This window comes from Mucilaginibacter sp. McL0603 (assembly GCF_049992945.1).
GTDB lineage: Bacteria > Bacteroidota > Bacteroidia > Sphingobacteriales > Sphingobacteriaceae > Mucilaginibacter.
The window spans coordinates 5,255,980-5,269,107 of the sequence record NZ_CP188251.1 but is presented as its reverse complement, the minus strand read 5'-3'; the positions used below and the strand labels follow the sequence as shown (position 1 = coordinate 5,269,107).

The following is a 13,128-nucleotide window of genomic DNA, read 5'->3' as shown; positions in this document are numbered from 1 at the left end:
ACAAATTACCGTATCTTTGCAGTCCCGAAAATGCGGGGTATAATAAACGTTTAATAAATTTAAATAAAAGCAAGTGAATACGTTAAGTTACAAAACTGTCTCAGCCAATAAAAAGACCGTTAACAAGGAATGGGTTGTTGTTGACGCTCAAGGCGAGATTTTGGGGCGCTTGTCTTCTAAGATCGCAATGATCATTAGAGGAAAACACAAGCCAGGGTTCACCCCACACGTAGACTGCGGCGATAATGTAATAGTTATTAATGCAGACAAGGTAAAACTGACCGGAAACAAATTCAGCGACAAGCAGTATGTTTCTTACACTGGTTATCCAGGTGGTCAGCGTTTCATTTCTCCTAAGGAGTTAATGGCAAAGCATCCTACAAGAGTGGTTGAAAAAGCCGTTCGTGGTATGTTACCTAAAAATCGTTTGGGCCGCGCCTTATTTGGTAACCTGCATGTTTATGCAGGCGCCGAGCATCCTCATGCAGCACAAAACCCTAAAGCCATTTAACTGTTAATTTAAAAAGAGAAAAGAAATGCCAACAACTAACACTTCAGGCAGAAGAAAAACCGCTGTTGCCCGCATCTATTTGAGCGACGGCAATGGTGCCATTACCGTAAACGGTAAAGATTACAAAGAGTACTTCCCTACCTTACCATTACAATACATCGTTACCCAGTCGACAGAGGTTTCTGGCTCAACAGGTAAATTTGATGTTAAAGTAAATGTTGCAGGTGGTGGTGTAAAAGGACAGGCAGAAGCCGTTCGTTTAGCGATTGCTAAAGCTATTGTTGAACTGGATGCTGAAAAGAAACCTGCACTGCGCGCCAAAGGTTTAATGACCCGCGATGACCGTATGGTTGAGCGTAAAAAACCAGGACGCAAGAAAGCACGCAAGAGATTCCAATTCAGTAAACGTTAATCATCAAGGAGGACAACAACAATGGCAAGAACAACATATCAGGATTTACTGGATGCAGGTGTACACTTTGGTCACCTTACCCGCAAATGGGACCCAAAAATGTCACAGTACATTTTTATGGAGCGCAACGGTATCCACATTATCGATCTAAACAAAACCTTAACTAAGGTTGAAGAAGCTGCTTCAGCTATAAAACAAATTGTAAAATCAGGCCGTAAGGTATTATTCGTAGCTACAAAGAAACAAGCGAAAGATATCGTAGCTGAATATGCAAAAGGAGTAAACATGCCTTTCGTAACCGAACGTTGGTTAGGTGGTATGTTAACTAACTTCGCTACTGTACGTAAGTCGATCAAAAAGATGTCAAACATCGATAAATTGACTAAAGACGGTACTTACAGCAACCTTTCTAAAAAAGAAAGACTGATGATACAACGTGAGCGTATCAAATTAGAAACATTGTTAGGTGGTATCGCGGATCTTAACCGTTTACCGGCTGCATTGTTCCTGATCGACGTGAAGAAAGAACACATTGCGGTTTCAGAAGCATTAAAGTTGAATATCCCAACTTTTGCAATGGTAGATACCAACTCTGATCCGTCAAATATTGATTTCCCTATCCCTGCGAATGATGACGCTACCAAATCAATTTCATTGATCACCGGTATCATCATCAAAGCGATAGAAGAAGGCTTGGATGAGCGCAAACGCGAGAAAGAAGACGAAGCTGAAAAAGAAGCTGCTGCTGCAAAAGCAAAAGCTGATACAGCTAAGCCAGAAGCTGCTGCCGCTGCTGCACCTGCCGAAGGTGGCAAAAGAAAAAGAGTAACTGCTGAAGCAGAAACTGAAGCTCCGGCTGCACCTGCTGCTGAAAAAACAGAAGAGTAATATTTTGGTTGTAAGGGTTGCAGAGGTTGTAAAAGTTTTATAACCCCTGCAACCTTTGCAACTTCTACAACATTTAAAACATATTAAAATGTCTACATTACAAATAACGGCATCTGATGTAAATAAACTGCGCCAGCAAACAGGTGCAGGTATGATGGATTGCAAAAAAGCTTTGACCGAAACAAACGGTGATTTCGAAGCTGCAATTGATTTTTTAAGAAAAAAAGGCGCTAAGGTAGCTGCAAGCCGTCAGGACCGTGAGTCTAACGAAGGTGTTGTAATTGCACGTACATCTGCTGATGGCAAACGTGGTGTAATTATCGAGCTTAACTGCGAAACTGATTTCGTAGCTAAGAATGCTGAGTTTATTGCTTTTGCTAACGCGATCGCTAACGAAGCTGTTGAGCAGAATCCTGCTGATATCGAAGCTCTGAATAAATTATCTATTGATGTTGAGAATAGCCGCGTTACTATTGGTGAAGCTACTATCGATAAAACAGGTAAGATCGGTGAGAAGATCGGCGTATCAAAATATGAAGTTATTGAAGGCGAAAAAGTAGTTGCTTACATTCACGGTAACTATCGTTTAGGCGTATTAGTTGCTTTGACCGCTAATGTTGCCGGTGTTGAAGAAGCAGGAAAAGACGTAGCTATGCAAATTGCTGCCATGAACCCAGTTGCTGTTGACAAGGACGGTGTTGATGCTACTACAGTTCAACGTGAGTTGGAAATTGCTAAAGAGCAGATCCGTGCTGAAGGCAAACCAGAAGAAATGGTTGAAAAGATATCTATTGGTAAACTCAACAAATTCTACAAGGACTCAACCCTGTTGAACCAGGAGTTTGTAAAGGACCCATCAAAAAGTGTTGCTCAGTTTTTGAGCACGGTTGATAAAGGATTAACCGTTACCGCATTTAAGCGGGTAGCTTTAGGAGCTTAATTATTAAATCCCCACCGAATTATCGGTGGGGATTTTTTTTGCGAATACATTTCGTAGAGACCCAATATTTGTAGAGACACAAAATATTGTGTCTCTACAAATATTGGGTAAGCATAATCTTTAAGACGCAATGTATTGCGTCTCTACGATAAATGCATTAATTTGTAGCCATGACAACAGCACTTCACAACCTCCAGATTATCTCTGATGGCCAGATCACCAGAGGTAAAGCCGTTTTAGTTTCAAACGGGAAAATATTAAATATAGTAGCAGATAATGCAATCCCACAAGGTGCCGAGAAGATCGATCTGAATGGTGCTTTCGTTGCACCTGGTTTGATCGACCTGCAGATCTATGGCAGCGGAGGTAAGTTGCTCAGTATTGATACAGAATCAGCCACGTTGTTACAAATGGAGGGCGACCTGCTTAAACAAGGAACCACAGGTTTTTTTGCTACAATTTCGACTAACACGGATAGTGTAATCGAGCAAACCATTAAAGTAGCAAAGGATTACCGTGAAAATCGCAGGGGTAACTTTTTAGGTCTGCATCTGGAAGGCCCGTTTTTAAACCCGGTACGTAATGGTGCTCATCACAGAGAATATATCAAAAAAGCATCGTTGGACCTTGTACAGAAGTGGATTGAAATGGGAGATGGCGTGATCACGATGATGACCATTGCGCCAGAGTTACAAGACAAGGAAGTGATCGATTACCTAAATGACCATGGTGTGATCCTGTCGTCAGGGCATAGTAATGCTACTTACCAACAGGGTAAATCGTTTTTAAACAACCCAATCAAAGCAGTTACCCATATATATAATGCTATGCCGCAAATGCATCATCGCGAACCAGGTTACATTCCTGCTATTTTTGAAGAGAAGCCCTATACCAGTATTGTTCCTGATGGCATCCACGTAGATTTTGTAATGGCAAGGCTGGCTAAACGGGAACTTGGTGACAAACTTTTTTTTATAACTGATGCCGTTACTGAAACTAATCATGGGCCGTATCAGCATCAGTTTAAGGTTGACAGATATGTTATGCCTGATGGTACTTTATCGGGATCATGCCTTACCATGCTGAAAGCAGTAGAAAACGGTGTGAAACATATTGGTGTTGACCTGCCCGAAGCAATTAATATGGCATCTTTGTATCCTGCGCAATTAGCAAGATTAAATAAAGGAAAAATTGAAGCTGGTTATGATGCGGACCTGATCGTGTTTGATGATACTTATACCGTTAAAAAAACATTTTTGGCCGGAAAACAGGTGGGTTAAACTAACACTATTTTAACACTGGATTTAAATTAATACTTTTGGCAAACTACACCGTATGAAATACAAGAGGATTCTATTGAAACTAAGCGGCGAGTCGCTGATGGGCGAGAGGCAATACGGCATCGATAATAACCAGGTTTTACAATATGCACATGATATCAAAGGCGTTTATGACGCGGGTATTGAGATCGCTGTGGTTGTGGGGGGCGGTAATATTTTCAGAGGATTAAGTGCTGAGAAATCAGGAATGGAACGTGCACAGGCAGATTATATGGGTATGCTGGCCACTGTGATCAACTGTATGGCCCTCCAAAATGCACTGGAAAGTATCGGCGTTGAAACCCGCCTGCAGTCGGCAATTAAGATGGAACAGATATGTGAGCCTTATATCCGTCGTCGTGCAATGCACCACCTGGAAGTAGGAAAGATCGTGATATTTGGTGCCGGTACTGGTAATCCTTATTTTACTACAGATACCGCAGCGTCACTGCGTGCCATTGAAATTAAGGCCGACGTTGTTTTGAAAGGTACGCGAGTTGATGGTATCTATACTGCCGATCCGGAGAAAGATCCAACTGCGACCCGTTATGATGAGATCAGTTTCCAGGAAGTATATGACAAGGGCTTAAATGTAATGGATATGACAGCCATTACACTTTGCCAGGAAAATAAATTGCCGATCATTGTGTTTGATATGAACAAACCCGGCAATTTTATGAAAATAGCTAAGGGCGAAAAAATAGGAACCCTGGTAAAATAATAAGAAGGAATCAAGACATAAGAATCAAGAATTAAGATCATTTTTTTAAGAGTTGAAATTTTTTATAACTCTTGACTCCTGACTCTTGTTTCTTGTATCTGTTTCTGAGCTAAATTTTTATTTTTGTACACAAAAAAATGAAACGATGAGCGAACTCATTAAAAAACAAGTTAGTGACGCCAGGGGCTTAATGGAAAAAGCAATTGACCATTGCGATGGCGAATTGCAAAAGATCCGTGCCGGCAAGGCAAGCCCAAGCATGCTGGATGATATTATGGTTGATTACTATGGCAGCCCAACCCCGCTTAACCAGGTAGGCAGCGTAAATACTCCTGATGCCCGTACCATTGTGATACAGCCATGGGAAAAATCCTTATTAAGTGGTATTGAAAAAGCCATTATGGAAGCCAACCTGGGTGTTAATCCGCAAAACGATGGGGTGATCATTCGTATCAATGTTCCGCCTTTAACAGAAGAACGTCGTCGTGATTTGGTAAAAAAAGCAAAAGCAGAGGCAGAAACCGGCAAGGTCGCCATTCGCAATATCCGCAAGGAAGCTAATGAAAAGATTAGAAAACTAAAATCAGAAGGCGTTTCTGAAGACGAAATGAAAACAGGCGAAGGAGAGATACAGAAGCTAACTGATTCGTTTATAGTGAAGGTAGATCAGCTATCAGAAGCTAAGGAAAAAGATATCATGACTGTCTAAATATTAAGGCAATGTCAAATTAAAGGGAATGAGCTACTTAAGCCGTTCCCTTTTTTTATTTTTGCCAAAGTCATGAAAGTACTCTTATCATATCTATCTGCCCATCGTTGGGTTGTTGTATTGGCCCTTGTTCTTGCAGCCTTTAACATTGGATTTTCTTTAGTTGATCCTTTGATTACCAGGAATATATTCGATAAATATGTTGTTCCTACTGATCATAGTACATCCAGTTTCGATCATAGGTTTTATGGAGCACTTGGATTAGTTGGTTTGGCAATAGGTGCCGCAATGGTATCGCGTATTGCAAAAAATTTCCAGGATTATTTTACCAATATCATTGTTCAAAAGACCGGGGCTAAAATGTATGCCGACGGATTAAAGCATTCTCTTGAGTTGCCTTACCAGGTTTTCGAGGACCAGCGTAGCGGCGAAACCCTTGGTATATTACAAAAAGTGCGTTTAGATTGTGAGAAATTTATCACTTCGTTTATCAGCGTATTATTTGTGAGCCTGGTGGGTATGGTGTTTGTAATGGTTCTATCCATAAAAATAAACTACCAGGTTACGTTAGTTTATTTAGGAGCAATGCCGGTTATTATGCTGGTTAGTATGGCGCTGAGTAAGCAAATAAAAACTATACAAAAGAGGATCGTAGGGCAAACTACAGCGCTTGCCGGTTCAACTACGGAATCTTTAAGAAATATTGAACTGGTAAAAAGTCTTGGACTTGCAAAACAAGAAATAGAAAGGTTAAATAAAACCACCTACAAAATACTCGACCTGGAGCTTACAAAAGTGAAATACGTGCGTAGCATGAGCTTTGTTCAGGGTACGGTTGTCAATCTTGTAAGGAGTATAATGGTGGTAATACTGCTGGTACTAATTTTTAAGGGAACACTGACTCCGGGTAGTTACCTCATGTTTTTATTCTACTCATTTTTCCTTTTCAATCCTTTGCAGGAATTGGGTACTGTAATACAATCATGGCGGGAAGCCGAAGTATCACTTGCAAATTTTAAGAATATATTGAGTACCCCAATTGATCCTAAGCCAGAGAATCCATTCATCATTGAAAATTTAGAAAGGCTCACTTTCAGCAATGTGAGTTTCAAACATTTGACAGCAAATCGTAATGCTTTAAATAATATCAGTTTTGAAACACGTACTGGTGAAACGGTGGCTTTTGTAGGGCCATCAGGTTCGGGTAAAACTACTTTGGTTAAATTGCTGGTTGGATTATATCAGCCTTTAGAGGGTGATATTTTATATAACGATGTGCCGAGTAAGGAGATAGATTTGGATCAGCTTCGTGAGAAAGTTGGTTTTGTAACACAGGATACCCAATTGTTTTCAGGAACTATCCGTGAGAATTTACTATTCGTTCGCCCGGATGCTACAGATGAAGAATGCATGCAGGCTTTGCAACGCGCTGCTTGCCAGACTTTGCTTGCCAGGGCCTCAAATGGTTTGGATACTGTGATAGGCGAGGGTGGCGTAAAAGTTTCCGGTGGCGAAAAACAACGTTTGTCTATTGCACGGGCATTACTGCGCCGGCCAGATTTGTTGGTTTTTGACGAAGCTACCTCATCTCTCGATTCGATAACTGAAGAAGAGATAACTGAAACTATAAGAGACGTTTCGGTGTTAAAAGATCATATAACAATTTTAATAGCGCACCGTTTATCTACCATTATGCATGCCGATACGATTTATGTCCTTGAAAAAGGAAATATAGTTGAGTCTGGCAAACATTTAGAACTCTTATTACAAAAGGGCCTGTATTATGCGATGTGGCGGCAGCAGATCGGAGAGAAGATCACTGCCGATACGTATTAATTAAAAAAAAACTACAAACATGTATTTGATCACATCTGCAATTGGCGGCACCTTTGGTTTAATCTTCCTGGTATTATGGGCGATGCTAAGCATTTACTCGCTCATTAATGTATTAAGGAATGGTAGTATCAATGGCGGAGCCAAGATGTTGTGGGTGGTGATCATTATTGTAGTGCCCCTTTTAGGCTCGCTCACCTATTTGTTCTGGCGAAGCGTAACTACGCTTTAAGCGGCGTTTACATCTGCCGTATTGATCTCATGCAAAGTAAGCGGGATCAATTTTTTTGTTTTAAGATAGGTTATGCTCACGATAAGCATTGTCATTGTACCACCAAAAATAACCGATGGAACAATTCCCAATAATTTAGCGGCTGTTCCGGATTCAAAAGCCCCGATCTCATTGGATGAACCAATAAACATGGAGTTTACTGCTGAAACCCGTCCGCGCATATGATCAGGAGTTAAAAGCTGCATTATAGTACTGCGGATAACTACACTGATACTGTCAAAGGCACCTTCAGTGAATAAAAAAATCAGGGAAAGATAAAAATTACGGGATAAGGCAAAGCAGATAATAGAGCAACCAAAACCGGTAACTGCAATAAGTAAGTTACGCCATGGCCTTCCCATAGGCGAAAATCTGGCCATGGCCAGCATAGTTAAAACTGCCCCAAGTGAAGACATTGCACGCATAATACCCAATCCCTGGGGGCCCACCTTCAATATTTCGTTAGCAAAAACCGGCAGTAATGCTACAGCACCACCAAAAAATACCGAAAAGAGATCAAGGCTCATCGCACCGATCATCATCTTGTTTTTAAATACAAAACTGATCCCTTCTGAAAGGCTATCCCAAATATTTTCTTTTGGGACAAATACGGGGGGATAGGGTCTCAACAGGTATATCAAAACAATGGAGAGCACCAGGAATACAATAATGACACTAAATGCTGCGGTAATCCCATAAAAACCATAGATCAGTCCGCCTGCTGCAGGACCTAATATGGACGCGATCTGCCAGCTTGAACTACTCCAGGTACTGCCGTTAGGATAAACTTCTTTGGGGATACTATGCGCATAGATGGTAAAGGTAGCAGGCCCATAAAATGCCCTTGCTAAACCATTCAAAAATATCATGGAATAAATAATTGGTACTATCCATCCTTTATGGAGATATGGCTCAGTACTTTTCATCGTCACAATAAACATAACCATTGAGGCGAAAAACACAAGAGAAGATATGGTAAGCAGCATCTTCCGTTTTTCAGATTTATCAGCAATATAACCACCATACAGGGCGATGCCAATGGCAGGTATAGCTTCGGCAAGGCCGACTAAACCTAATGCGAAAGCACTTTTTGTTAGTTGATAAATGTAGAAACCGACAACAACTGCTTGCATTTGATATGCAAATGTGAAGAAAAACCGCATCCCGATATAGGAGCGGAAATCCTTGTATCGCAATGCTGCGAAAGAATCGTTTTTGGGCTGACTATGATCTTCGTCTGACACTATTGGGTTTAGTATTAATTAATATGGCCGCAATTTACAATTTGTACGCATATCTGCATGAACAATATTGTTGTCGCTAAAAAAATACGAGTGAATGAAACGATTATCAGTTAAATCCATGCTGATCTATCAGATAAATAAGTGAGGCTATGGAGGCAGTACCTAATTCCAACTCTCGTTTATTTACATTTTCAAATACATCATTCGCAGAGTGGTGCACATCAAAATAACGTTGAGAATCAGGGTCAAATCCTATTAGAATAATACCTGGTGTTTTTTCCTTAAGCGGGCCTATATCGCTACCTCCACCGCCTATAACCAGACGACTGGAACCGTACGGTTCAAAAAGTTGTTTCCATGCTGTAACGTTCTTAAATTGACCAACCGAAAGCCCGGTAAAACCAAAACCACGTGGGGTAAATCCTCCCAGGTCCGACTCAATAGCAGCAATATGTTCTTCTTTGTTTTGAGCAGCCAGCTCAGCATATTTTATACCGCCTTTGTCGCCATTTTCTTCATTCATAAAGAATACAGCGCGTATAGTGTTTTTAGGACGATATCCTAAAGCTTTAAGAATACGTACCGCCTCAACTGATCCCATTACACCCGTTCCGTCATCATGAGCACCTTCGGCCAGATCCCAGGAGTCCAGGTGACCACCAACGGTGATGAATTTATTCGGATTTTCAGAGCCTCTTAATTCGCCTACCACATTGTAGGATAATGTGTCAGGAAGCATTTTGCAATTCTGTTTAAAATAGAATTTTATAAGCGGTAGCTTTCTTCTTCTCAACATAATGCTAAGCTGATCAGCTGCTTTGGTAGATATAGCCGCTGCCGGGATTTTTATGCCATCCTGAGCATACCTGGTTGCGCCGGTGTGCGGATAATTATCAAGGCTTTCAGTTAATGACCGTACGATCACTCCAACAGCACCATATTTGGCTGCTGCGGCCGGGCCTGCATTGCGTTGATCGCCGGCTGTGCCATAAGAACGAAGCGTTTCGATAAAACGTGGGTCAAATGGGCGATTGAAGAATACGATCTTACCTTTGATCACACTTTCGCCTAAAGTATCCAGTTCTTTTAAACTACGCACTTCTATTATGTTAGCTGTAATACCTTCTTTTGGTGTAGCGACTGACATCCCCAAAGCGGCTATAGGCACTGATATTTTATTTTTCCCATCAATGATCATCCCTACTTCCTTTGCACCCCTTACCCAATGCGGAACCATTACTTCCTGTAGATAAACATGGTCAAAACCATAACTTTCCATCAGCTTTTTACCCCATTCAACCGCCTTCTGTGCGTTGGCTGATCCACTTAAACGCGGTCCAATGTTCTTGCATAAATAATGAAGGTTGCTATAACATTGTCCGTTTACCAGTTCTTCATCATATATTTTGCGAAGCATTAATGAATCTTGTGCCTTGAGTAAAACGGTTGAAAAGATAAGAGCGAAAAGGAGAGTAATCTTTAGTTTCATTGAAAAAGATAGCTTTTTAACAAATGTAATATTTTGGAGGAATAATAATCATCAGGAAATTTTATCCCAGCTTAAACCAGCATTTTTTGCCTGGAAAGCCAATTGTAAAATTTGATTTTCGGGATGCGCAAGCTCTGGGTCTTTGGCAAAGATTTCTTCCACGCATTTACGGGCTTGTAATAATAATTGCTGATCCGTGGCAAGATCAGCGACTTTCAGGTCGAGCACACCGCTTTGCTGTGTGCCTTCAATATTGCCCGGGCCTCGCAGTTGCAGATCGATCTCGGATATCTCGAAGCCATTATTGGTTTTAACCATCGTATCCAGCCTGATTTTGCCATCATAACTTAATTTATGACTACTCATTAGTATGCAGTAGGATTGTTCGGCTCCGCGCCCCACACGCCCTCGTAACTGGTGTAATTGGGAAAGGCCAAAGCGTTCTGCATTTTCAATGATCATTACGGATGCATTGGGTATATTAACCCCCACTTCAATAACAGTTGTAGCTACCATTATTTGTGTTTCGTGCTTTACAAAACGCTGCATTTCAAAATCCTTATCCTTTGCCGCCATTTTGCCGTGTACAATACTGATGCGATAATCAGGCAATGGGAATTCGCGCGCCATTATCTCGGTACCATCCTGTAGGTTTTTAAGGTCAAGCTTCTCGCTTTCCTGTATCAGTGGATATACCACATATATCTGTCGACCTTTGGCAATCTCCTGTTTCATGAAACCAAACATTCGTAGGCGTTGATTTTCATAAAAATGAAGTGTTTGAATGGGTTTACGTCCTGCCGGTAATTCGTTAATTACAGAAATATCCAGATCGCCGTAGAGCGTCATTGCCAAAGTGCGGGGGATAGGTGTTGCAGTCATCACCAGGATATGCGGTGGTATTGTATTTTTTCGCCATAGTTTTGCACGCTGCTCAACTCCAAAACGGTGTTGTTCATCAATCACTACAAAACCCAGATTTTGAAATTGTACTTTATCTTCGATCAATGCATGAGTGCCTATCAATATTTTTAGTTGACCATTTTCCAGCTTCTCATGTAATACATTCCTGTCCTTCTTTTTTGTTGAGCCGGTTAGCAATGCCACTTCAATAAAACCATCGCCTACCAAACTTTTAATAGTTTGATAATGCTGGTTGGCTAGTATCTCCGTAGGTGCCATAATGCAAGTCTGAAAGCCATTATCAATAGCTATCAGCATGCTCATTAAAGCAACTACGGTTTTGCCACTGCCCACATCGCCCTGCAGCAAACGGTTCATTTGTACCCCACGCTGGGTATCCTGACGAATTTCTTTTAATACTTTTTTTTGGGAATTAGTTAGCTCAAAAGGAAGCTTATTGTGATAAAAATCATTGAAGTAATGTCCTACGCTTTCAAATACATGGCCTTTGAATTTTTGTATGCGCAGCAACTTGTTTTTGAGTAGTTTGAGCTGAATAAAAAACAATTCCTCAAATTTTAAACGATGAATAGCTTCGTTCAGCATCACAGCATCATCAGGGAAATGCATATTACGATAGGCATCCGCACGGCCCATCAGTTTAAACTGTTGAAGGATATATATCGGTAAGTTTTCGTGAATCTCTTTATTATGCTGCTCTAAAAGTGCTGCAGTAAGTTTTTGGAGACCTTTACTGTCAAGACTGAACTGCTTCAGCTTTTCGGTAGAACTATAAGCCGGTTGCAATGTCAGATTACCTTTTTGCTTGAGTGCAGCTGGCGAGTACAGTTCCATTTCGGGATGGGCCATTTGCGGTTTGCCATTGAATGAACCGGGTTTGCCAAATAGAATGTATACCTTATCAGTAACCAGGTACTTTTCAACCCATCTGATGCCCTGGAACCATACCAGTTCCATTGTTCCAGTATCATCCTGTACTTGTGCTACCAGGCGTTTTGTATGTTTTTCGCCTAATATTTCTTTGTGCTTTAAACGGGCAAGAACTTGTACATAAGGCAAGTCAGGCTGTATATCCCTGATCTTATAAAGTTTAGTTCTATCAATGTGCTTGTAGGGGAAATGCCTTAACAGATCTTCAAACGTAAATATTTCAAGTTCTTTTTTAAGTACATCAGCGCGTGTAACGCCAACACCTCTTAAATATTCGATAGGAGTTTGAAATATCTGTTTGTTCAATGGATGTTGATCAGGATTTTATAGCAATAACTGAGATCTCAACATTTACACTTTTTGGTAAAGCGGACACTTGCACAGTCTCACGTGCGGGAAACTGGTCAGTAAAATAAGTGCCGTACACTTCGTTAACCTGGGCAAAGGTTTGCATATCCGTTAAAAAAATCGTGGTTTTAACGATATTACTGAAACCAACACCTGCTTCTGATAATACAGCTTTAATGTTTTCCATTACTTGTTTGGTTTCTGCTTTTATATCACCAGAAACTATTTCTCCTGTAGATGGATTTGAAGGTATTTGACCAGAGACGAATACGAAGCTTCCAGCAGCTATAGCCTGGCTGTATGGTCCAATAGGTGCGGGGGCATTGTTTGTATTGATTACTTGTTTCATTAGTGTGGTATGTTGTTAGGGATAGTTTAGTGCTTTTTCAATATAAACCAATCAATCAATTTCCAGATAATGCCTCCAAGGAACATAATTATTGCAATGGCATTAATTACGTGCATCACTTTTAGATTAAAGCTGGTCGGTCTGTTCGGGTCTTTCTTCCTGAAAAAATACATGAACAAAATTAATAAAAAAAAGAAGGCTCTCCGAAACCGGAGAGCCTTCTGCATCATTATTATTTAA

14 protein-coding genes are annotated in these 13,128 nt (G+C 40.8%); 9 read left to right on the top strand and 5 right to left on the bottom strand.

Annotated features, from left to right (window positions below):
* The first annotated feature begins 73 nt into the window (after window positions 1–73).
* The 9 genes from rplM (at window position 74) to ACPPVU_RS24035 (ending at window position 7,565) form a co-directional block, all read left to right on the top strand.
* Complete coding sequence (gene rplM / locus ACPPVU_RS24075) at window positions 74–511, top strand: 50S ribosomal protein L13 (protein ID WP_426669285.1); 438 nt, start codon at window positions 74–76, stop codon at window positions 509–511.
* A 25-nt stretch (window positions 512–536) separates the two neighbouring features.
* Complete coding sequence (rpsI, locus tag ACPPVU_RS24070; RefSeq protein WP_426669284.1) at window positions 537–923, top strand: 30S ribosomal protein S9; 387 nt, start codon at window positions 537–539, stop codon at window positions 921–923.
* 21 nt (window positions 924–944) lie between these two features.
* Window positions 945–1,811 carry a 30S ribosomal protein S2 gene (rpsB, locus tag ACPPVU_RS24065; protein ID WP_426669283.1) on the top strand — a complete coding sequence of 289 codons (867 nt, stop codon included), beginning with the start codon at window positions 945–947 and terminating at the stop codon, window positions 1,809–1,811.
* Between the two features lie 88 nt (window positions 1,812–1,899).
* Window positions 1,900–2,751: a translation elongation factor Ts gene (gene tsf / locus ACPPVU_RS24060; RefSeq protein ID WP_426669282.1), complete on the top strand. Its 852-nt coding sequence runs from the start codon at window positions 1,900–1,902 to the stop codon at window positions 2,749–2,751.
* A gap of 170 nt (window positions 2,752–2,921) precedes the next feature.
* Window positions 2,922–4,031 carry an N-acetylglucosamine-6-phosphate deacetylase gene (nagA, locus tag ACPPVU_RS24055; RefSeq protein WP_426669281.1) on the top strand — a complete coding sequence of 370 codons (1,110 nt, stop codon included), beginning with the start codon at window positions 2,922–2,924 and terminating at the stop codon, window positions 4,029–4,031.
* Between the two features lie 55 nt (window positions 4,032–4,086).
* Window positions 4,087–4,791, top strand: a complete 705-nt coding sequence (pyrH, locus tag ACPPVU_RS24050; protein ID WP_426669280.1) for a UMP kinase — start codon at window positions 4,087–4,089, stop codon at window positions 4,789–4,791.
* A 145-nt stretch (window positions 4,792–4,936) separates the two neighbouring features.
* A complete protein-coding gene (gene frr / locus ACPPVU_RS24045; protein WP_426669279.1) occupies window positions 4,937–5,500 on the top strand; it encodes a ribosome recycling factor in 564 nt (187 codons plus the stop codon).
* Window positions 5,501–5,572: 72 nt separating this feature from the next.
* The gene (locus ACPPVU_RS24040; RefSeq protein WP_426669278.1) at window positions 5,573–7,336 is read left to right on the top strand and encodes an ABC transporter ATP-binding protein; all 1,764 of its coding nucleotides are present in this window, start codon (window positions 5,573–5,575) and stop codon (window positions 7,334–7,336) included.
* A gap of 19 nt (window positions 7,337–7,355) precedes the next feature.
* A complete protein-coding gene (locus ACPPVU_RS24035; protein WP_426669277.1) occupies window positions 7,356–7,565 on the top strand; it encodes a PLDc N-terminal domain-containing protein in 210 nt (69 codons plus the stop codon).
* On the opposite strand, the gene ACPPVU_RS24030 is transcribed toward ACPPVU_RS24035, so the two are convergent.
* The 5 genes from ACPPVU_RS24030 to ACPPVU_RS24010 form a co-directional block, all read right to left on the bottom strand.
* Window positions 7,562–8,848, bottom strand: coding sequence for an MFS transporter (locus ACPPVU_RS24030; RefSeq protein WP_426669276.1), 1,287 nt, complete (start codon window positions 8,846–8,848; stop codon window positions 7,562–7,564). The genes ACPPVU_RS24035 and ACPPVU_RS24030 overlap by 4 nt on opposite strands.
* Before the next feature lie 106 nt (window positions 8,849–8,954).
* Complete coding sequence (locus tag ACPPVU_RS24025; RefSeq protein WP_426669275.1) at window positions 8,955–10,337, bottom strand: M20/M25/M40 family metallo-hydrolase; 1,383 nt, start codon at window positions 10,335–10,337, stop codon at window positions 8,955–8,957.
* A 51-nt stretch (window positions 10,338–10,388) separates the two neighbouring features.
* Complete coding sequence (gene recG / locus ACPPVU_RS24020; protein WP_426669274.1) at window positions 10,389–12,497, bottom strand: ATP-dependent DNA helicase RecG; 2,109 nt, start codon at window positions 12,495–12,497, stop codon at window positions 10,389–10,391.
* A 10-nt stretch (window positions 12,498–12,507) separates the two neighbouring features.
* Window positions 12,508–12,888 carry a RidA family protein gene (locus tag ACPPVU_RS24015; RefSeq protein WP_426669273.1) on the bottom strand — a complete coding sequence of 127 codons (381 nt, stop codon included), beginning with the start codon at window positions 12,886–12,888 and terminating at the stop codon, window positions 12,508–12,510.
* A 26-nt stretch (window positions 12,889–12,914) separates the two neighbouring features.
* On the bottom strand, window positions 12,915–13,115 hold the full coding sequence (locus ACPPVU_RS24010) for a DUF6728 family protein (RefSeq protein WP_426672227.1): 201 nt from the start codon (window positions 13,113–13,115) through the stop codon (window positions 12,915–12,917).
* Window positions 13,116–13,128 lie beyond the last annotated feature (13 nt).

What these genes read in the sequence shown, in the direction of transcription:
- rpsI (WP_426669284.1), top strand. Translation starts at nt 537, where the DNA reads ATGCCAACAACTAACACTTCAGGCAGAAGAAAAACCGCTGTTGCCCGC.
- rpsB (WP_426669283.1), top strand. Translation starts at nt 945, where the DNA reads ATGGCAAGAACAACATATCAGGATTTACTGGATGCAGGTGTACACTTT.
- tsf (WP_426669282.1), top strand. Translation starts at nt 1,900, where the DNA reads ATGTCTACATTACAAATAACGGCATCTGATGTAAATAAACTGCGCCAG.
- nagA (WP_426669281.1), top strand. Translation starts at nt 2,922, where the DNA reads ATGACAACAGCACTTCACAACCTCCAGATTATCTCTGATGGCCAGATC.
- pyrH (WP_426669280.1), top strand. Translation starts at nt 4,087, where the DNA reads ATGAAATACAAGAGGATTCTATTGAAACTAAGCGGCGAGTCGCTGATG.
- frr (WP_426669279.1), top strand. Translation starts at nt 4,937, where the DNA reads ATGAGCGAACTCATTAAAAAACAAGTTAGTGACGCCAGGGGCTTAATG.
- ACPPVU_RS24040 (WP_426669278.1), top strand. Translation starts at nt 5,573, where the DNA reads ATGAAAGTACTCTTATCATATCTATCTGCCCATCGTTGGGTTGTTGTA.
- ACPPVU_RS24035 (WP_426669277.1), top strand. Translation starts at nt 7,356, where the DNA reads ATGTATTTGATCACATCTGCAATTGGCGGCACCTTTGGTTTAATCTTC.
- ACPPVU_RS24025 (WP_426669275.1), bottom strand. Translation starts at nt 10,337, where the DNA reads ATGAAACTAAAGATTACTCTCCTTTTCGCTCTTATCTTTTCAACCGTT.
- ACPPVU_RS24015 (WP_426669273.1), bottom strand. Translation starts at nt 12,888, where the DNA reads ATGAAACAAGTAATCAATACAAACAATGCCCCCGCACCTATTGGACCA.
- ACPPVU_RS24010 (WP_426672227.1), bottom strand. Translation starts at nt 13,115, where the DNA reads ATGCAGAAGGCTCTCCGGTTTCGGAGAGCCTTCTTTTTTTTATTAATT.